This window comes from Sporosarcina aquimarina (assembly GCF_023715615.1).
In the GTDB taxonomy this organism is placed as follows: Bacteria; Bacillota; Bacilli; order Bacillales_A; family Planococcaceae; genus Sporosarcina; species Sporosarcina aquimarina_A.
The window spans coordinates 203,313-221,607 of sequence record NZ_JAMBOM010000003.1 but is presented as its reverse complement, the minus strand read 5'-3'; the positions used below and the strand labels follow the sequence as shown (position 1 = coordinate 221,607).

The following is an 18,295-nucleotide window of genomic DNA, read 5'->3' as shown; positions in this document are numbered from 1 at the left end:
ATGAAACAAAAAATATGTGTCGTAGATGATGAAGCGAAGATTTTACGTTTCATCTCTGCGAATTTGAGATCGGTTGGGTATGAGGTAGTGACCGCTGATTCAGGTGAGGAACTGCTGGAAAAGTATGATCTTATTTCCCCAGACTTAATATTACTCGATATTATGATGCCAGGAAAAGATGGTTTTTATGTACTTGAGGAGTTGCGTAAGTTTTCCCACACCCCGATTATTATGCTAACAGCGAGAAGTAATCCAAAAGACAAAGTGAATGGATTGAATCTTGGAGCTGACGACTACTTAACAAAGCCTTTTTCGTTGGACGAGTTGTTCGCGCGGGTTAATGCGGTACTGCGTAGAAGCCAACCACATCTCACGGATTCTGCAACAGGTGCCACATCTGTAATTGAGACAGGATTATTGCAAGTGGATGTCGGAAGCAAGCGGATCTGGATTGATAACGAAGAGTTAAAACTTACGCAAACAGAGTTTTCCTTGCTCGAAATTTTAGCACTAAATTTAGACAAAGTAGTCCAACACGAAACGTTGCTGTCAGAAGTGTGGGGACCCCAATATCGTGATGACGTTGAGTATTTACGTGTAGGCATTGCAAGAATTCGTCGCAAAATTAAAGAGCGACTTAAAGAGCCAGAAGAGTACATCATTACATACCCAGGACTAGGATATATGCTGAAGAGCGTTTCGCTTTAGAATGATAATTGTATAAAGGAATCATTCGAAATGGTTGAAAGGAAACTATCGTTTAAAAAGCAGATGGTATGTTTAACAAAAATGCCATGACAAGTTCTCTTGTAAACATTAGTTTCAGAAATTTAATGTTTTGGCAAGGTTACCTGATTTGATTTTATTCGTCTGCAATGCTGTATAAAGTATTATACTGGTGTAAGGTAAATGATCATTTACTTGAATAACAAACTATAAAAAATTAGGAGGAACAAACGATGGCGAAACAAATACAAGATAATGGCCAGAAAAAAGAACTCATTCCATATTGGATAAAAGCCGTTATCGTCTTCTTCTTAGGTTGGGTTGCAATTTATGGAACACGTGCAATCTTGAACCCTGTCATGGATGATATTCAAAACGAATTTAGTTTGTCTGCTGGTCAGCTCGGTATGATTAGTAGTATCTTCTTCATCGGTTATGCGGGATTAAACATTCCATCCGGTATACTTGGTGATAAAATTGGTAAAAAGAAAGTACTTGTACCAGGGATTATTTTGTTCGGTATCTTTGCAGCAATTGCAGGAACTATGCCGACATTCTTCTTATTTGTACTTATGTGGTTAATGGTTGGTGTGTTCCAAGGATTCTATTATGGACCTCAATACGGATTATCTTCTGAAGCGATTCCTAAGAAACACATTACAGTAGGATCAGCGATTATCAACAGTGGTATGGCGTTTGGTCTTTCTGCAGGTTACTTCCTATCCAGTTGGACTATTGAAGCTGGCATGTCATGGAGAGCACCATTTTATATCGTTGCGATTCCAGTTGTTCTCATTGGTTTGCTAATGTGGTGGCTTGTTAAAGAAAACCCTTATGGCAAGAAAGCTAAAGCTGAACTTGATAAAGAAGAACCATTTAAGCTCAGTGCGTTGTTCAAGAATCATAACTTGCTTATGTCTTACATCGTAATCTTCTGTGCGATTTACGGATTCTTCGTAGTCGTAACTTGGATGCCTTATTACTTGCAGCACGCACGTGGAATTGAAGGTAGTGCAGTTGCGACTGTTTCTTCACTAGTACCATGGGCAGCTATTCCAGGTTCGATTTTCTTCAGTTGGATTGCTGACCGTATGGGAAAACGACGTCCAGTGCTACTCGTCATGCTCCCACTTTCATTGATATCACTCATCTCCATCGTTGCATTTGACAATATGTACGTTCTTTATGCAGCACTCATTGGTTACGGTATCTTTGGTAAAATCAGTACTAACCCTGTACTAGTTGCTGTTGTAGCAGACAACGCTCCTAAAAACGCATATGGTACATCATTCGGTATATACAACTTCATCGGTATGTTAGGATCCATCCTTGCGCCTTACGTAACAGGTTTCTTGGCTGACGTAACAGGTAACCTGGATATGGGCTTCTACTTTGCAGGTTTCCTACTTGTCATCGGTACAATTGCAGCATCGTTGATTAGAGAAGATAAAAACCCAAAATTAACAAACAAAGAAGCTGTAACTGAATAAGTAAACTAGACAGGCTGTCCTCTTAACAGGGCAGCTTGTTTTTTAGATTCTGCTCTTTCTTGGTATTACGAGAACGTTTTTTTTACGGTTCTAAACAAATAATTTGGGAGGGCGAGAAGCTTATCATTTCTCTTTAAGAAGTAACAGGAGGTGTCAAAGAAGGCGGAATCTTTGCTATAATGAATGCATGACAACACTTACAGCGAACCAAATCAGCCAACTTCATAGCAATGGAGTCTATACAACATCTCCTGAACATCCGCTTTTTACGTTAGAAACTTTATCTATTCCAGCCAATGGAACAGAGCTACTACATATTCTTCAAACCGTAAGTCAAAGCCCCAATACGACTGTGGCAGCTTCATTTTTCATGCGGCGTTACGGCATGTTTACGGCAATGCAACTTGTTCAATTCATCCAATATGAGGAACTTTGGCAAGGGGAGCCAGATGAATTGCAGTTTGGGGTTGTTCGTGAGTATGGCAATATGACTGTCAGTACATATCCAGCTGTTAGTGGTTGGTTAGAAACCTCTATCGAAGACGTTTCAAGAGTCGTTAGAAATCTTCTTATCCAAATCCAAACAGTGATCAATGCGCTACGAGCCGTGGCGTCTGTCTCTCCAAATGTTTTGTGGGAAAATGTATTCGGCTTCTGGCTTTGGCAGTTTCACGTTATGTTGAATGATCCAATCTGTTCAGACGAAGCAAGAATCGTTTTCGATCACCTTCAAGACGATTCGGTCTGGGAAGGTGTCTCTTCGCTATCTCGCTTTGCATCCTATTTAAATGGATATGAGCCAACAGACTTGTTGAACACAACAGTAAGGAAAACATGTTGTCTTTCAAAAGACGTCCCAGGATTAATGCAATGTGGGTTTTGTCCATTGAAGGAGTAGCAGGACATTCATTTTGCCCGAAACGCTAGATAGGATTGCTTCATTGAATAGAGCACTCCCATGGCGGCGCCGCTATAGAAAAAACCCATGAAGATGCCTGCAGAAAGATTATGCGGATGACTGATGAAAATGGATAAAATGAGGGCGATGACCGTTGAAACGGTAGAAAGCCATGTGGGGCGAACTCGAAATACCCATTTCGCAATGACGACGACTATAAATGTCACGGGGACTGCCCAAATGGCATCCCATATATTTGTATGAATCGTTGGAAATTCCGTTAGCATAAAGACCACTCCTTTTACTACTTAGTGTGGAAACATTTGTGAAAGACTATACATAGATTGGAGCCATGTAAATGCAGAAACAACAACCAATGAAAATAAGAGCGAGAGGTATTCAGATTGGCACTCTTTTGACAGGGGAAAACAACTGTATTACAGACGTCCGGAATGTAAGAGTGGGCCACGTAACGCTTGATGAACCGTTAGAAAATGGGGAGTATATAGCAACAGGGGTGACTGCCATCCTACCTCACCCGGGAAATCCATTCAGGGAAAAGGTTGCAGCGGCAAGTTATGTCATTAATGGATTTGGAAAGACGACAGGACTCATTCAGTTAGATGAACTTGGCGTTCTGGAGTCACCAATCATGTTAACGAATACATTTGGCGTTCCAGCAGCAACTGAAGGAGCCCTAAGATGGTTGCTGGATGAGACACCGGAAATTGGAGACACGACAGGGACTGTTAATATCGTGACAGGGGAGTGCAATGACAGTCGCCTTAACTCCATTAGAGCGCTGTCCATAACACCTGATCATGCCAAGCAAGCAATTGAAATGGCATCCACTGAACCATCAGAAGAGGGGGCAGTCGGTGCAGGAAAAGGAATGGTTTGCTTCGGGTATAAAGGAGGAATCGGCACGTCTTCCCGTGTTGTCCACTCAGAAGTGTCTACCGAATCATTTACAATAGGGAGTCTCGTATTAAGTAATTTTGGCAAACGGGAAGAGTTTACGAGTGAAAGATATATGAAAGTTGAACCCGTCATACAACCAGATGCACCAAGACCTGCAGACGGATCGATTATGATTGTCCTAGCAACGGATGCTCCACTCGATAGTCGGCAGTTAAAAAGAATTGCGAAACGAGCAGGAATTGGTCTTGCTCGAACTGGGAGTCATTATAGTAATGGCAGTGGGGATATTGTGATTGCATTTTCAACTGCACACAAATTCCTACATGATCAGCGGGATGCAATTGAAGAAGTACACTTACTTCGCGATAGTCATCCTATCATGAACCAACTATTTCAAGCTGCTGCAGAAGTTACGGAAGAAGCGATTTTGAATTCGTTGTCTCAAGCGGTTGAAACGACAGGCCGAAATGGTTTAACTGTATACCCAACACCGTTTTCCTAACTGTTCCATGTGAAACAATTTACGACTAAATTCGACATGTAAGAAATCTTGGCCATCAAAAAAGCTGTTTCAAAACCAGGTTTACTGGTGCTGAAACAGCTTTTGTTATTTATGAAATTAGTTCCAGTGACCTTGTTTTAAAAGTTTTTTCTTACCTTCAAACGCTAAAGTTACAAGAACAATATTAATAATTAGCAAAGCAAGCACGATATACAACGCGGGTGTATAACTTTTCGTGAAATCATAAATATATCCGTAAGCTGGAAGTGCAATAATACCAGCGATTGCAAGTCCTAGTGAAGCAGTGGAGTAAATTTGTGCGTACTCCCTACTACCAAATAGGCTAGTTGTTAACGCTGGTGCTAGAGTTCCAACAGAGTTGGATACAGTAAATCCGTACAATGAAGTTGCTAAAACGACAACAATTTTACTATCAGCAGCAAATAGAAGTGCAATAACAGCTGCAGCTGCTAAAACCATTGCTACATAAACAGTGTTTCGTGAACCGATTTTGTCTACAAGATAACCTAGTGCAAGTGCCCCTAAGAGGACACCAATCATATATCCTGCCATGGCATTTCCAGCAAATATGGCATCATATCCGATGGATTGGATGTATGAAGGAATATGAATTGAGAAACTGGCGATCGATGTAATCAAAAGGAAGAAGAAAAATAGTGAGTAAAAAGCAGATGATTTTCGGGCAATCGCTAATGTAACCCCTTTGTCTACTTCATCTGTTTTTGTTTCGTCGGTAACGCCTGTAACTTCTTGTGCTCCATAAGGCAATAAACCGATGGATTGTGGTGATTTACGAATGATTAAGAGAACTGTTGGGACAACAATAATGATAACTGCTAAGCCAAGTCCAATGTAGCCTGTACGCCAAGTATGTTCAGCTGTAGCAATTGTATATCCGATAATTGGTTGAGCAATGGCGCCTAGTAAACCACCAGATGCTCCAATCAATCCAAGTGCCATACCGTTTTTCTTCTTAAACCATTGATTAACGAGGACAGGTCCAACGATAACCGTTGTAAACACGCCGCCAACAGCCAATGGAACAGCAAAAATGTACCAACCCCATACGGAGTTACTGAAACCAAATCCGACATAAGAGCCGGCTTGTAAGATAATTGCGATGACTAGCACCATGCGAATATTATACTTTGCTAGGATTTTACCGCCGATTGGAAGGAAAATCATCGTAACGATAGAAGAAATACTGAAATATAAAGTTAAGTTGCCAGTTAGAATACCTAAATCTTTTGTAGCACCTGGAATGAATAGACCTGATGATGTATTTAACGCACCTTTTGCAAGTCCGACAATAATACAGAGTGCTGCAAGTGTCCACCAAGCATAGTGGATTTTCTTCTTAGCTGTCGCCATTATTTCCCACTGCTTTCTCTATTAGATTTTTGCAATCAATATCTTGTGGGTCTCTGTTATGACGATTTATCTTTGTCTATATGATCTCTTCAATTTAAAAGAACCACCTATATACAGGAGGTTTTCGTGAAGAGCAGTTAATATGGGTAATCGAATAGCAGAGTCCTTAGAGAAAATCAACCACCAATCGAGCATACATAAATGACAGTTGTGTGTCAATAGAAATTATTTAAGATTAAACCTTCTGATTTGATTGTACAATTATTTGACATTTAAAAGGTAGTCACATAGCACGTAATAGCTAGTCAAATGATTTAATGGAAGAAAGTGACCGATCTGGGTCAGCAGCGAGGCAGTAAAATTTTTCGTTTCGGCATAGCTGGTAATAGCGATTCATTGCGTAACGGCCTTTAATATAGTCTACTGAAAATACGGGCTTATTGGCCTTGGAAAACTGTGAAAGCCACTTAAGACGTTCTTCAATTTCATCTAAATTGTTCTTTTTACTCCCATTGAACCAAATGTCTTCTACCCCTATTCCATCTACTGATTTTAGATACGAGCCATTGTCGAACTGCAATAGTTCCTCACCATTTTGAGGGATAATTAGAAAATCGGGATCCCTTTCTTTAGCAAGGGCAGACAGAGTTCGGACGAAAGCAATCATTCGCTCAGCTGCGTCTCTTTTGGAGGTGGGATCTGAGAATAAGGAGTGCTCACCATCTTCTTTGTACGTACTAGAATCTCCCCAATAAAGGTATGCGTCAATAATGTCTAAGTACACTCCGTTAAATCCTGCGTCTTGAACTTTTTTCAGTTCCTCAAACATATATTGTTGCCATTCTGAATTCCAATAACGAACTTTTACACTTTCCGGCCAATCAGGATTTGCGATGTGACCCACCCATTCTGGAGCAGAATTGCTGATGGTCAACACTCCGTTTTGTTGGGTACCCCACTCTGGTTTCCAATAGGGGAGGTAACTGCTTGCCTCACCGATACTCAAATAGGAAACAGGGCGTATTCCCTTTTCGCGAAGAGTCGCAATGTCCTTTTTGCTATATCTTTCACTCCCATCTTTTGTAGCGTCAATCACTGCATATTTAACAGGAAGCAGGGCAATTTTCTCAATAGAGGCATCTTGAAGTTGATAAACCCATGTAGGTTGTCCTTTATCTAGAAGAAAGTAAGCAGCGAATAGAAGCAAACTTGTGAGTGCGAGCGTACCTCCTACTAATAACCATTTGTTCACGGAATACCAACTCCTTCGTAAAGTGTATCTAGTATACTATTTGATTTTAGAATTCTCACTTTTGGCACAATAGTATTGCTAAAACATAAAAAACTAGTAAACATAATTTCATTATACTAAATTATCTTGTTATTTCGAAAATATTTTGGTATTGTTAATTAACAATAAAATCAGACAGATTATATTTTCTGTTGGAGGTTTGGAGGTCCGTATGAAATTATTTGTTTCCGTTGATATGGAAGGCATAACTGGGTTACCGGATGAGACGTTTGTCGATGCGCATCGTCATAATTATGAGCGAGCACGGCGTATCATGACCGAGGAAGCGAATGCAATTGCATCATCTGCATTTGAAAAAGGTGTACAAGAAGTGCTTGTGAATGATAGTCATTCAAAAATGAATAACTTGCTAGTAGAAGAGATGCATCCAGATGTGGAGTTAATAACCGGCGAAGTGAAACCGCTTTCAATGGTTCAGTCGTTGGATGACACGTATACAGGAGCTGTGTTCGCAGGATATCATGCTCGGGCCGGACAACCTGGAGTTATGAGCCATACGATGATTTTTGGCGTGCGTAACATTTTTATCAATGACGTTGTAGTTGGAGAACTTGGATTTAATGCTTATGTTGCAGGACATTTCGGCGTTCCGGTCTTAATGGTAGCAGGTGATAATGGGGCATGCCAGGAAGCAGAAGAACTCATCCCAGGTGTCGTAACAGCTGCAGTAAAACAATCCATTTCCCGTTCATCTGTACGGACGTTGCATCCTAAAAAAGCACAGGCATTGCTGAAAGAAAAAATGGCAGAAGCGCTCGAAAAACGTAGTGAGATTAAACCACTGAAAGCACCTGATAACCCCGTCATGCGTATTGAATTTACGAATTATGGAGAAGCAGAGTGGGCCGCGATGATGCCAGGATGTGTGATAGAAGAAGGAACTACCATCGTTCGCTATGAAGCAAAAGATATTGTTGAAGCCTATCGTGCGATGCTCGTTATGACAGAGCTCGCGATGCAAACGAAGTTTTGTTAAGGAGGAAGTAGAGTGCCGCTATACATATTGAAGCGTTTCATCATGATGATTGTCACCGTTCTAATTATTGCCACGCTTACATTTGTACTCATGCGGGCGATTCCAGGTTCACCGTTTGACGAAGAACGCACGTCCAATCCAACCATCCAAGCGAACTTGGAGAAGTTTTATAAGTTAGATCAGCCAATGCCCATTCAATACTTGAATTACTTGAAATCTATTGTGACATTCGACTATGGTCCGTCGATAAAAAAGCCGAATGAATCTGTGAATACTTTACTAGCACGAGGATTCCCTATTTCCTTTGAACTGGGAATGGCGACAATTATCGTTGCGGTCATTTCAGGAATTATTCTAGGTACGTTTGCTGCACTTCGCCATAATGGAATTATCGATTATGGGGCCATGACTTTCGCGGTTGTGGGAATATCGATTCCAAACTTTGTTCTTGCCACGCTTCTGATTCAGCAAGTTGCGGTGAATTGGCATCTATTACCGCCCGCTACGTGGAGCAGTCCGAAACATATGATTTTGCCCGTTATTGCACTAGCTACCGGACCGACTGCCATTATTGCACGCCTTACTCGTGCCAGTATGCTGGAAGTGTTGACGCAAGACTATATTAAAATGGCACGCGCAAAAGGCTTAAGCCCTTTTCGCATTGTAGCAAGGCACGCGTTACGAAATGCCCTCATGCCGGTTGTTACCATCATGGGGACAATGCTTGCAGGAATTTTGACTGGAACATTTGTTATTGAAAAGATTTTTGCAATCCCTGGTATGGGAAAGTACTTTGTCGAGAGCATTAACAATCGCGACTATCCCGTTATTATGGGATCTACTGTATTTTACAGTGCGTTCCTAGTATTTATGCTGTTTTTAGTAGATATCGTATATGGATTCTTGGATCCTCGCATTAAGCTTCACAAAAAGGAAGGTGAAGTGTAATGGTTACTAAAGACCCGAGAGTCTCAATTCCTGATGAGTGGTTCCGGAAAAAAGGAGAGGACCATGAGCGGGCGGAAGCTGTCGTTCGTCCGTCACTTTCTTACTGGAAAGATGCTTGGAGACGATTACGAAAGAATAAGCTTGCAATGGCGGGATTAGTGTTTTTAGTTATCCTCACGTTACTCGCCATATTTGGACCAGTGTTTTCTCCATATGAAGTAACTGCAACGGATTTACGAAACCAAAACATGGCTCCGAGTGCAGCCCATTGGTTTGGAACTGACGAGATGGGCAGGGATGTATTCACAAGGACCTGGTATGGGGCTCGAATTTCGTTATTCGTAGGTGTGATGGCTGCGCTTATCGACTTTTTCATTGGCATTATTTACGGAGGTGTTAGTGGATATAAGGGTGGTCGCACGGATTCCATTATGATGCGGATTATTGAAATCCTTTACGGACTGCCTCATTTGCTCGTAGTCATTTTGTTAATGGTCGTGATGGGTCCAAGTCTAACAACAATCATTGTAGCACTGACGATTACAGGCTGGGTAGGAATGGCCCGAATCGTTCGCGGGCAAGTCCTGCAAATAAAAAACTTTGAGTTCGTGACCGCATCGAAGTCATTTGGTGCAAGAACACCACGTATTATCCGTAAAAACCTGCTTCCGAACACAATGGGTCCGATTATTGTTCAAATGACACTCACTGTACCGAGTGCGATATTTGCGGAAGCTTTTCTAAGCTTTCTCGGCCTTGGGATACAGGCTCCGTATGCAAGTTGGGGCGTAATGGCGAATGATGCCCTCCCAGTAATTCTATCTGGTGACTGGTGGCGCTTATTCTTCCCGGCGTTCTTCATTTCCATTACGATGTTTGCCTTTAACGTACTAGGAGATGGTATGCAGGATGCGCTCGATCCGAAATTGAGGGGGTAATGGATTTGATAGGACAACAGTTGGCATATGCGTCCAGCTTGGAAAATGCCCCTACCAAAAAGGAGCATCGACCTAGTTCAGGCATTGCTACAGAAGAAAATAGAAAACAGAAGAAAATAAATTCACAAGAAATAATGCTCTCCGTACGGGACTTGGAAGTTTCTTTTAAGACGTTTGGCGGCGAAGTACAAGCAATCCGTGGTGTTTCATTCGACTTGTACAAAGGGGAGACTCTTGCAGTCGTTGGAGAATCTGGCTGTGGGAAAAGCGTGACGGCAAATACGATTATGGGACTTATTCCACAACCACCAGGCAGGATTAGGAATGGAGAGGTACTTTTCAAAAATCAGGACTTGACCAAACTGAACAAGAAAGCCCTTCGTGAAATCCAAGGTGTAGATATCTCGATGATCTTTCAAGATCCGATGACAGCACTGAATCCAACATTGAAAATCGGAGAACAATTAATGGAAGGATTACGAACACATCACAAGGTATCACGCGAAGAAGCAAAAAGGAAAGCTATTGAGATGTTAACCCTTGTCGGGATTTCGAACCCGGAAGAGCGACTCAAACAATACCCTCACCAGTTCTCTGGGGGGATGCGCCAACGAATCGTCATTGCAATCGCTTTAATCTGCGAACCTGAATTGCTCATCGCAGACGAACCGACTACTGCGTTGGATGTTACGATACAAGCGCAAATACTAGAATTATTCGAAGAAATCCAACGTAAAACGGGTGTGGGAATTATTCTGATCACTCACGACCTCGGTGTTGTCGCGAAAATTGCAGATCGTATCGCAGTCATGTATGCAGGGAAAATCATTGAAATCGGGAATAAGCGGGAGATTTTTTACGACCCGCAGCATCCATACACGCAAGGTCTACTGAACTCAGTACCTCGGCTTGACTTGCAAGAAGAAGAGTTGAAGCCAATCGAAGGTACACCTCCAGATTTATTCGCACCACCCGAAGGTTGTCCCTTCGCTGCTAGATGTCCCTTCGCCATGGAAGTATGCGAACGTGTTTACCCGGCAACAACACAACTCACCACCCAGCACACCGTAGACTGCTGGCTCCAAGACCCAAGGGCGAAAGCTGTATTGTCTTGATCGCTAGTCTTTGATAAATACCTGTAGTTACTGTGATATTCGTTGAGTGAAGCGAAAGGTGGCGACTCCGGAGGGGATCAGCGCAGATTGAAGCCCCTGGACTGAACAAAGCAAGGGAAGCTGCTGAAATCAAGCACCTCGGAAAGCGCCCACCTGTAGCGGAAGTCAACACTGTTCATCTCTAGAGTGTGTTTATGGTTTCATCATATAAAAGGGGGAAGTCACATTGAAGAAGTGGATCAAGTTTGTATTATTTACTGCACTAATCGTAGTACTCGCAGCCTGTACAGCAAATGAAGAAGCAGGCAAGAAGCCAGAAGCCGAAACGGGAGGAAAAGACAGCAAGGACAACAAGCCTGCCGAAGAAAAAGTACTCTACTTGAACAACGGCGAAGAACCTACTTCGTTTGACCCGTCCGTGGGCTTTAACGCAGTTTCTTGGAGTGCTCTTAACAACTTGATGGAAGGACTCACTCGCTTGTCAGAAGATCACTTGGCAGAAGAAGCTTCCGCAGAAAAGATTGAGGTATCTGAAGATGGATTGACGTATACATTCACTATCCGCGATGGTGCAAAATGGTCAAATGGCGATCCACTTACTGCAAACGATTTCTTATTCGCTTGGCAGCATATGCTTGACCCTGAAACAGCATCTCCTGCAGCATTCCTTGCCTATTTTATTGAAGGAGCAGAAGACTACAACAACGGTGAAGGTGCTGTTGAAGACATTGGAATTGAAGCACCTGATGAGAAAACATTCGTCGTGAAGCTGACAGCTCCAAACGAAGCCTTCTTAAACATCATTACGAACCCAAGCTTTTTCCCAATCAATGAAAAAGTAGCGACAGACAACCCGAAATGGTTTACAGAAGCAGATTCTTTCGTTTCAAACGGTCCGTTTAAATTAGCTTCATGGGATCACGACGTGAAATTCGTCTTTGAAAAGAACGAAAACTATTGGGATGCAGACAAAGTGAAACTCGACAAAGTGAATTGGGAAATGGTGAGTGATTCTACAACTGCTTACCAAATGTACCAGTCTGATGAGTTGGATAGTACAGATGTCCCGTCTGAAATTGCTGAGGACTTGAAAGATAATCCAGAGGTTAAATTGGAAGACCAAGCAGGATTGTACTTCTTCCGATTCAACACATCTATGGAGCCATTCACGAACAAGAAAATCCGTAAAGCTTTCGGTGAAGCCGTTAATCAGGAAGACATTGTAGAGTTCGTCACGAAAAATGGAGAAAAGCCAGCACATGGTTTCGTATCTTACGGATTCATCGGACCGGATGGCAAAGAGTTCCGTGAGTCTGCAGGAGATCTAGTTTCGTTTAATCCTGAACAAGCGAAGAAATTACTTGAAGAAGGCATGAAGGAAGAAGGATATACAGAATTACCTAAAGTAACATTAACGTATTCTACAAGTGAAGACCACCAAAAAATTGCGGTTGCGTTGCAATCGATGTTTAAAGAAAATCTTGGCGTAGACATTGAGTTACAAAACGTAGAAGCTGGAGTATTCCTTGCAGATCAGAAAGAGTTCAAATACCAGTTCTCTCGTTCCTCTTTCTTGCACGACTATGCTGACCCAGTCAATGCGTTGGAAAGCTTCATTTCAGAATCATCGATGAACCGTACGACTTGGTCAAATCCTGATTATGACAAGTTGATTGAAGCTATTAAAAATGAAACAGACGAGAACAAACGTTGGACATTGTTGCAACAGGCAGACACGATGCTCATGGACGAAATGCCGGTAATTCCACTTTACTATTACAATCAGTCAACATTAGAAAAGCCTGGTGTTACAGGGATTCTCCGTCACCCAGTCGGCTATCTCGACCTAAAATACGCTGACAAAGAATAAGTAGGGGGAGACTGTGTGCGCCGAGAGTTCGACGCACACAGTTTTGTTCGTTTTAGGTGAGAAAGGAGAACGTATATATGAAGATTCATTCGATTGAACTGGCGACAGTTGCTGTTCCATTAAGTAAGCCGTTTAAAACAGCATTGCGCACCGTCCATACTGCCTACTCAACTTATGTAAAGGTCACGACAGAAGATGGGGAATCCGGGTGGGGGGAAGCTCCGCCAACTCATGTAATTACAGGCGACTCCATGGCGAGCATTACGTACGCAATAGAAGAAGTATTGGCTCCCAAACTGATTGGGATGGATGTTCGTAACCGAACCGAACTTTTCGCCGTTTTACATAAAACTATTGTGAGAAACACCAGCGCTAAAGCTGCAGTCGACATGGCGATACATGATCTCCTTGGTCAACTTGCAGGACTCCCTCTGTATCAATTCTTAGGGGGGCACAGGACAAAGTTGGATTCAAATTTTACAGTAAGTGTGAATGATCCAATGGAGATGGGAGACGATGCACATCGGTATGTAGAAGACGGATTCACTACATTGAAAGTGAAGGTAGGAATCGGTTCTTCAGAGCTCGATATTGAACGTGTTAAAGAAATCCGGAATCGCGTGGGTCATACTGTCAAGATTCGCTTGGATGCCAACCAAGGTTGGAAGCCTAAAGAAGCGATTCGAACAATTACCGCGATGGAAGATGCGGGTCTTGAGATTGAACTCGTAGAACAACCTGTCCATGCTGAAGATATAGATGGACTGTTGTATGTGACTCAAAATACATTGACGCCAATCATGGCAGACGAAAGCGTTTTTTCACCAAAAGATGCGTTGCGTGTCTTGCAATGTGGAGCAGCAGATTTGATCAACATCAAGTTGATGAAGTCAGGTGGAATCCATGAAGCATTGAAAATCAATGCGCTTGCTGAAAGTTACGGAGTCCAATGTATGACAGGCAGTATGATTGAAACGAAATTGGGGATCACCGCAGCAGCTCACTTTGCTGCCAGTCAGCCGAATATTACGCGTTGCGATTTTGATGCGCCTCTGATGTTAAATGGTGATCCTGTAATTGGAGGCGTTACCTATACAAAACAACTGGTTCATCTACCGAACGAGCCAGGGCTCGGCGTACAGATTGACTCAACTTGGCTATCACATCACAGAACGTCTGGAAACGAGGAGGAACAATGATGACAGATTCCCAATCAGTATTACTATCTGTAAAAGATATGAAAAGACATTTTGATGTTGGTAAAGGGAAAACATTAAAAGCGGTAGATGGCATTAGTTTTGATATTTACAAGGGGGAGACGTTTGGTCTTGTAGGAGAGTCAGGTTGTGGAAAGTCGACAGCGGGACGTACAATTTTAGGACTTTATAACAAAACAGACGGGGATGTTGTATTTGAAGGGCAAAATGTCCACGATATGAACGACAAAGAACGTCAACAGTTTCTTAAGAAGATGCAAATGGTTTTCCAAGACCCTTATGCGTCTCTTAACCCACGCTCAACTGTTTATGAAATCATTGCAGAGCCGATGGAAATCCATAATATGTACAAGTCTAAAAAGGAATTGCGTGCACGCGTAAATGAGCTGCTAGAAGACGTCGGGTTAAATCGCGACCATGCGAACCGATATCCTCACGAATTTTCTGGAGGACAACGACAAAGAATCGGTATTGCAAGAGCGCTCGCACTCGACCCTGAATTTATCATTGCTGACGAACCCATTTCTGCATTAGACGTGTCAGTCCAGGCGCAGGTTGTTATGTTGTTTCAACGGTTGCAACGTGAGAAAGGGCTGACTTATCTATTCATTGCACATGATCTATCGATGGTGAAATACCTCTCTGATCGAATTGGCGTTATGTATTTAGGTCATTTAGTAGAGTTGACGACAAGCGATCAGCTCTATGGCAAGCCTTTACACCCTTATACAGAAGCCTTACTATCAGCAATTCCAATACCAGACCCAGATATAGAGGAATCGAGAGAACGTATTTTATTGGAAGGGGAGTTGCCAAGTCCGATTGACCCACCTTCGGGATGCGTGTTCAGAACTAGATGTCCTTATGCGATGGAGGTTTGTGCCGCACAGAAACCACAGTGGCTGGAAAAGGATGAGGGCCACTTTGTTGCGTGTCATTTACATGACGACGTTTTAATGAAAGAAGTTAGTGAACAGTCAAAGCAATTGCACGTATAAAGGAGATTTTTAAAAATGAAGAAACTACTATTAACTGGGTTTGAACCATTTCTCTCATTCCCTGTGAATCCAACGATGCAAATCATTGAAAAATTGGATGGCTCGGTTATTGGTGACTATATCATTTGCGGGAAAATCTTAACTGTAGATTTTAATGCATCCGGTGCAGAGTTACTCAATTATGTTGAGAAAGAAATTCCGGATGCAGTTTTATCACTTGGGCTCGCGGGTGGACGTTATAAAATGACCCCAGAACGGGTTGCCCTGAATGTTAAAGACGGCGAACCTGACAACGAAGGGCATCAGCCAATCGATGAAACCATTGAATTAGAAGGACCGCCTGCTTATTTTTCCACTCTGCCGATCAGCAAAATGGTGAACCGATTATCTGATGCGGGATTGCCAGCAGCAATATCCAATTCTGCTGGAACTTATTTATGTAATAACGTAATGTATGCAGGACTCCATTGGGCAGCCAAACACAAACCGGATATGCCTTCAGGCTTTTTGCATATTCCAGCTTCGTTTGAGTTGGCTATGCAACATGGTAAAATACCGGGATGGTCGCTAGATGAATTAATTAAAGGAGTCATAATTTGTATTCAAACCCTTTCTGATGAAAAACAACTCGATTTATTATAGTGAAGTGGATTTTCGTGTCGCGAAATGTCGTAAAACATCGAACGATTGAACTGAGTGAAATAGGATTGTTGGGGAGCTGTTTCTAAACTAATGGGGGATTTCTCGGTATCGTAGGATCAACCAATAAGGAGGTTGCTGAAATCCAAACTAGTGAGTTAAAGGGGTTTGTATCCGCAATTAAAAAATATTCAAAAAAATTAAAAGGGATAATATTATCTAAGTTCGCTTTGTTACAGAGTTTGTCATTGATTTGCCATACATGAAATATTCTATATATTTGGTATTCTGAAAAAATAGTATTGCCAACATAAAAGTTGTGTAGTATAGTTGAAAAAAACTTATAAAGTCTGAAAATTAAATCAACCTTTTTTTGTACATATTACCAAGGGCAAGGAGGAACTACTTTGGCTGAGACGGTTTTGGAAATTGAGAATCTGCGAACATCATTCAACATCAAAGGGAATTATTACGCAGCTGTGGACGGTGTTTCACTAACGGTCCATAAAAATGAAGTCGTGGCGATTGTCGGTGAATCTGGATGCGGCAAGAGTGCCTTGGCACTCTCCATCATAGGTCTTCACAATGCGAAGACTACAAAACTGGAAGGTCAAGTGAATTTGAAAGAACAGAATCTTCTAAGCTTGCCGGTAGAAAAGTTGAACAAAATTCGTGGGAAAGACTTGGGCATGATCTTCCAAGATCCAATGACAGCTCTGAACCCACTCGCAACAATTGGCCGACAAATTGCAGAGCCGATGGATTACCATATGAAACTATCTAGTGCTGCAAAAAAGAAACGAGTGCTGGAGTTGCTTGGGCAGGTCGGTATAAAAGATGCCAACCGAATCTACAAACAATATCCTCATGAACTATCAGGTGGAATGAGACAACGTGTCGTAATTGCAATTGCACTTGCTTGTAATCCAGTGATGCTGATTGCAGACGAGCCCACAACTGCGTTGGACGTAACGATTCAAGCTCAAATTATGGATTTAATGAAAGAGCTCCAACGCATTACAGATTCTGGTATTATCCTCATCACACATGATCTTGGAGTAGTTGCAGAGATGGCAAATCGAGTAGCGGTAATGTATGCAGGTGAGTTTGTAGAGATTGCAGACGTAAATACACTATTTTCGAATCCACTACATCCATATACACGCTCACTCTTGAGCTCGATTCCTTCTAACATGACAGATAAAGAAGAACTACATGTTATTGAAGGTATTGTGCCATCGATTCAAAAACTAGATCGCAAAGGATGCCGATTTGCTCCTCGAATCCCATGGATTTCTGAGGATGCGCATGAAGACAATCCGACGCTTCATGAAGTGGAGCCTGGTCACTTTGTACGGTGTACGTGTTACAAGGAATTCCACTTCCCGGAAGACCAAGTGGAGGATGAAAACTATGTCACTACTTAACGTAAAAGACTTGCAAGTACACTTTCCGATAAGAGGTGGTTTCTTCCGCCGCGTGGTCGATCATGTACGTGCAGTTGACGGCGTCAGCTTCAATTTGGAACCCGGGGAAACATACGGACTTGTGGGGGAGTCTGGTTGCGGAAAGACAACAACAGGTCGTGCAATTATTGGACTGAACAAAGCAACCGGTGGCGAAGTTTTGTTTAATGGTGATAATCTCGCCAATATGAACGGACATGATCGTAGAAAGCATATCCGTGATATCCAAATGATTTTTCAGGATCCCTATTCTTCATTAAACGGAAGAAAAAACGTCTTGAATATAATTGCTGAACCGCTGCGTAACTTTGAGCGGCTTTCTCCTAAAGAGGAGCTAACTCGCGTACAAAACATGATTGAGCGTGTTGGCTTAAGCCCAGAATCGATTTACAAATATCCACACCAGTTCTCTGGTGGCCAAAGGCAGAGGATCGGGATTGCCCGAGCACTGATGCTCAATCCAAAACTAATTATTGCAGACGAACCTGTTTCAGCGTTGGATGTTTCCGTACAGGCTCAGGTCTTGAACTTCATGCAAGAAATTCAAAAAGACTTCGGATTGACTTACTTATTCATATCCCACGATCTTGGAGTTATTAAACATATTTGCGACAGAATTGGAATTATGTATAAAGGTCGTTTTGTTGAAGAAGGAACTGCTGAAGATGTCTACAATAATCCCCAGCACCTTTACACTAAGCGTCTAATTGCCGCAATTCCAGAAATGGATCCTGCAAAACGTTTCGAGAAAATGGAATTACGTAAGGAAATCAACAATGCATATCGGAAAGAATATGATAGTTATTTCGATAAAGACGGTCGGATGTTCGACTTGAAACCGCTTACTCCTACACATTCAGTTGCAGTTCAAAAAGGGGGTATGTGAC

At 42.2% G+C, this 18,295-nt stretch carries 17 protein-coding genes; 14 read left to right on the top strand and 3 right to left on the bottom strand.

Annotation, left to right across the window (positions count from 1 at the left end):
* From M3197_RS10620 to M3197_RS10610, 3 genes are all read left to right on the top strand, one after another.
* Complete coding sequence (locus M3197_RS10620; RefSeq protein ID WP_251661392.1) at positions 1-708, top strand: response regulator transcription factor; 708 nt, start codon at positions 1-3, stop codon at positions 706-708.
* A 251-nt stretch (positions 709-959) separates the two neighbouring features.
* Positions 960-2,216 (top strand): MFS transporter, encoded by a 1,257-nt coding sequence (locus tag M3197_RS10615; RefSeq protein WP_251661390.1) that lies wholly within the window; start codon positions 960-962, stop codon positions 2,214-2,216.
* A gap of 187 nt (positions 2,217-2,403) precedes the next feature.
* The gene (locus tag M3197_RS10610) at positions 2,404-3,114 is read left to right on the top strand and encodes a hypothetical protein (protein WP_251661388.1); all 711 of its coding nucleotides are present in this window, start codon (positions 2,404-2,406) and stop codon (positions 3,112-3,114) included.
* An 8-nt stretch (positions 3,115-3,122) separates the two neighbouring features.
* Here the strand turns inward: M3197_RS10610 and M3197_RS10605 are convergent, their stop codons facing one another.
* Positions 3,123-3,401 carry a hypothetical protein gene (locus M3197_RS10605; RefSeq protein WP_251661386.1) on the bottom strand — a complete coding sequence of 93 codons (279 nt, stop codon included), beginning with the start codon at positions 3,399-3,401 and terminating at the stop codon, positions 3,123-3,125.
* 71 nt (positions 3,402-3,472) lie between these two features.
* Here M3197_RS10605 and M3197_RS10600 point away from each other — a divergent pair, with 71 nt between their 5' ends.
* Entirely contained in the window at positions 3,473-4,537 is a 1,065-nt protein-coding gene (locus tag M3197_RS10600; RefSeq protein WP_432813996.1) for a DmpA family aminopeptidase, read from the top strand.
* Positions 4,538-4,654: 117 nt separating this feature from the next.
* On the opposite strand, the gene M3197_RS10595 is transcribed toward M3197_RS10600, so the two are convergent.
* Positions 4,655-5,929 (bottom strand): MFS transporter, encoded by a 1,275-nt coding sequence (locus M3197_RS10595; protein ID WP_251661384.1) that lies wholly within the window; start codon positions 5,927-5,929, stop codon positions 4,655-4,657.
* A 301-nt stretch (positions 5,930-6,230) separates the two neighbouring features.
* Complete coding sequence (locus M3197_RS10590; protein ID WP_251661382.1) at positions 6,231-7,181, bottom strand: MJ1477/TM1410 family putative glycoside hydrolase; 951 nt, start codon at positions 7,179-7,181, stop codon at positions 6,231-6,233.
* A 211-nt stretch (positions 7,182-7,392) separates the two neighbouring features.
* Between M3197_RS10590 and dppA the strand changes: the two genes are divergently transcribed.
* The 10 genes from dppA (at position 7,393) to M3197_RS10540 (ending at position 18,294) form a co-directional block, all read left to right on the top strand.
* Positions 7,393-8,217, top strand: coding sequence for a D-aminopeptidase DppA (gene dppA, locus M3197_RS10585; RefSeq protein ID WP_251661381.1), 825 nt, complete (start codon positions 7,393-7,395; stop codon positions 8,215-8,217).
* A 12-nt stretch (positions 8,218-8,229) separates the two neighbouring features.
* Positions 8,230-9,165 (top strand): ABC transporter permease, encoded by a 936-nt coding sequence (locus M3197_RS10580; protein ID WP_251661379.1) that lies wholly within the window; start codon positions 8,230-8,232, stop codon positions 9,163-9,165.
* Positions 9,165-10,103, top strand: a complete 939-nt coding sequence (locus M3197_RS10575; RefSeq protein WP_251661377.1) for an ABC transporter permease — start codon at positions 9,165-9,167, stop codon at positions 10,101-10,103. Before M3197_RS10580 ends, M3197_RS10575 begins: the two co-directional genes overlap by 1 nt.
* 134 nt (positions 10,104-10,237) lie before the next feature.
* Positions 10,238-11,218 (top strand): ABC transporter ATP-binding protein, encoded by a 981-nt coding sequence (locus tag M3197_RS10570; protein ID WP_251661654.1) that lies wholly within the window; start codon positions 10,238-10,240, stop codon positions 11,216-11,218.
* 226 nt (positions 11,219-11,444) lie between these two features.
* A complete protein-coding gene (locus M3197_RS10565; RefSeq protein ID WP_251661375.1) occupies positions 11,445-13,088 on the top strand; it encodes a peptide ABC transporter substrate-binding protein in 1,644 nt (547 codons plus the stop codon).
* 77 nt (positions 13,089-13,165) lie between these two features.
* Positions 13,166-14,287 (top strand): mandelate racemase/muconate lactonizing enzyme family protein, encoded by a 1,122-nt coding sequence (locus M3197_RS10560; protein ID WP_251661374.1) that lies wholly within the window; start codon positions 13,166-13,168, stop codon positions 14,285-14,287.
* On the top strand, positions 14,287-15,303 hold the full coding sequence (locus tag M3197_RS10555; protein ID WP_251661372.1) for an ABC transporter ATP-binding protein: 1,017 nt from the start codon (positions 14,287-14,289) through the stop codon (positions 15,301-15,303). The genes M3197_RS10560 and M3197_RS10555 overlap by 1 nt, the downstream gene beginning before the upstream one ends.
* Before the next feature lie 15 nt (positions 15,304-15,318).
* Positions 15,319-15,945: a pyroglutamyl-peptidase I gene (pcp, locus tag M3197_RS10550; protein WP_251661371.1), complete on the top strand. Its 627-nt coding sequence runs from the start codon at positions 15,319-15,321 to the stop codon at positions 15,943-15,945.
* Between the two features lie 404 nt (positions 15,946-16,349).
* A complete protein-coding gene (locus tag M3197_RS10545) occupies positions 16,350-17,369 on the top strand; it encodes an ABC transporter ATP-binding protein (protein ID WP_251661369.1) in 1,020 nt (339 codons plus the stop codon).
* Positions 17,356-18,294, top strand: coding sequence for an ABC transporter ATP-binding protein (locus M3197_RS10540; protein WP_251661366.1), 939 nt, complete (start codon positions 17,356-17,358; stop codon positions 18,292-18,294). The genes M3197_RS10545 and M3197_RS10540 overlap by 14 nt, the downstream gene beginning before the upstream one ends.
* Position 18,295 lies beyond the last annotated feature (1 nt).

Coding starts and splice junctions, on each gene's coding strand:
- M3197_RS10600 (WP_432813996.1), top strand. CDS start 3,473: ATGCAGAAACAACAACCAATGAAAATAAGAGCGAGAGGTATTCAGATT.
- M3197_RS10610 (WP_251661388.1), top strand. CDS start 2,404: ATGACAACACTTACAGCGAACCAAATCAGCCAACTTCATAGCAATGGA.
- M3197_RS10595 (WP_251661384.1), bottom strand. CDS start 5,929: ATGGCGACAGCTAAGAAGAAAATCCACTATGCTTGGTGGACACTTGCA.
- M3197_RS10620 (WP_251661392.1), top strand. CDS start 1: ATGAAACAAAAAATATGTGTCGTAGATGATGAAGCGAAGATTTTACGT.
- M3197_RS10605 (WP_251661386.1), bottom strand. CDS start 3,401: ATGCTAACGGAATTTCCAACGATTCATACAAATATATGGGATGCCATT.
- M3197_RS10540 (WP_251661366.1), top strand. CDS start 17,356: ATGTCACTACTTAACGTAAAAGACTTGCAAGTACACTTTCCGATAAGA.
- M3197_RS10570 (WP_251661654.1), top strand. CDS start 10,238: ATGCTCTCCGTACGGGACTTGGAAGTTTCTTTTAAGACGTTTGGCGGC.
- pcp (WP_251661371.1), top strand. CDS start 15,319: ATGAAGAAACTACTATTAACTGGGTTTGAACCATTTCTCTCATTCCCT.
- M3197_RS10615 (WP_251661390.1), top strand. CDS start 960: ATGGCGAAACAAATACAAGATAATGGCCAGAAAAAAGAACTCATTCCA.
- M3197_RS10555 (WP_251661372.1), top strand. CDS start 14,287: ATGACAGATTCCCAATCAGTATTACTATCTGTAAAAGATATGAAAAGA.
- M3197_RS10560 (WP_251661374.1), top strand. CDS start 13,166: ATGAAGATTCATTCGATTGAACTGGCGACAGTTGCTGTTCCATTAAGT.
- M3197_RS10575 (WP_251661377.1), top strand. CDS start 9,165: ATGGTTACTAAAGACCCGAGAGTCTCAATTCCTGATGAGTGGTTCCGG.
- dppA (WP_251661381.1), top strand. CDS start 7,393: ATGAAATTATTTGTTTCCGTTGATATGGAAGGCATAACTGGGTTACCG.